The sequence below is a fragment of the Kitasatospora nipponensis genome, from assembly GCF_039528135.1.
Taxonomy (GTDB): Bacteria; Actinomycetota; Actinomycetes; order Streptomycetales; family Streptomycetaceae; genus Kitasatospora; species Kitasatospora nipponensis.
On the sequence record NZ_BAAALF010000533.1, the window covers coordinates 1 to 980 of the forward strand.

Sequence of the window (980 nt, forward strand, 5' to 3'; positions counted from 1 at the left end):
CCTTGTAGCCCTTGCCGACGAGGTAGTTGAGCAGGGCGACGTCCTGGGTGTTGCCGAGTTGGGGGGTGGCGATCTTCTTGCCCTTGAGGTCGTCCAGGGTCTTGATCCTGTCGGGGTTGACGACCAGTTCGACGCCGCCGGAGGCGCTGCCGCCGATGATCTTCAGGGCCTGGCTCTTGGACTGGACGTAGCCGTTGATGGCCGGGGAGGGGCCGACCCAGCCGATGTCGATGGAGCCGGCGTTGAGTGCCTCGATCTCGGCGGGGCCGGCGTTGAAGATCTGGGTCTTGATCTGGGTGGCGCCCAGTTCCTTCTGGAAGAGGCCTTCCTGGAGGCCGACCAGGGCGGTGCCGTGGGTCAGGTTGGCGAAGTAGCCGATCTTGACGGTGTCGGCGGTGAGCTTGGCGGCGCCGGCCGGGACGGAGGCGGCGGGGGCCGGGTTGGCCTTCGCGGTCGACTTCGAGCCGTAGCTGCAGGCGGTCAGCAGGCTGATCGAGCTGAGCGCGGCGACGGCCACGAACGCGGCGCGTCTGGCGCGACCGGCGTTGGGGCGAAAGCGGCTATGCGGGCCGGACCGGGGGCGGCTGTGCTGGGTGGGAACCATCGGAGGCGTCCTCTGCTGGAACGGTCAAGGGAAGGTGCTGCGCGGTGCGGTGCTGTGGAGCAGGCACGCCGGGTGCCGCCTGGGAGGTGCTGGAGGCGGTGGCCCGGTGACGGAGCCGTCAGTGGCTCCGTCCGCACCCACATCGGCCGATGCCGCCCTGGCCGCTGCCACGGACGCCGCTGCCGATGCGGCCGCCTTCCTTGTCCATCTCGGAGAACGCCTCGCCGGACATCAGACCCAGTCCCCCTCTTCCGGTTCGGGCTCGGCCGTGGGTGCGGCGCTGCCGAAGGTGCCGCCGGCCATGCCGGCGGTCAGTGTGGTGCCGTCGACGGGATCGATGAGCAGGAACGATCCGGTGCGGCGGTTGTCGGTGTAG

1 protein-coding gene is annotated in these 980 nt (G+C 70.0%); it reads right to left on the reverse strand.

Annotated features, from left to right (window positions below; genetic code table 11):
• A partial coding sequence (locus ABD323_RS41700; RefSeq protein WP_425556347.1) for an ABC transporter substrate-binding protein occupies positions 1-517 on the reverse strand: 517 nt, incomplete at its 3' end.
• Positions 518-980: the final 463 nt, after the last annotated feature.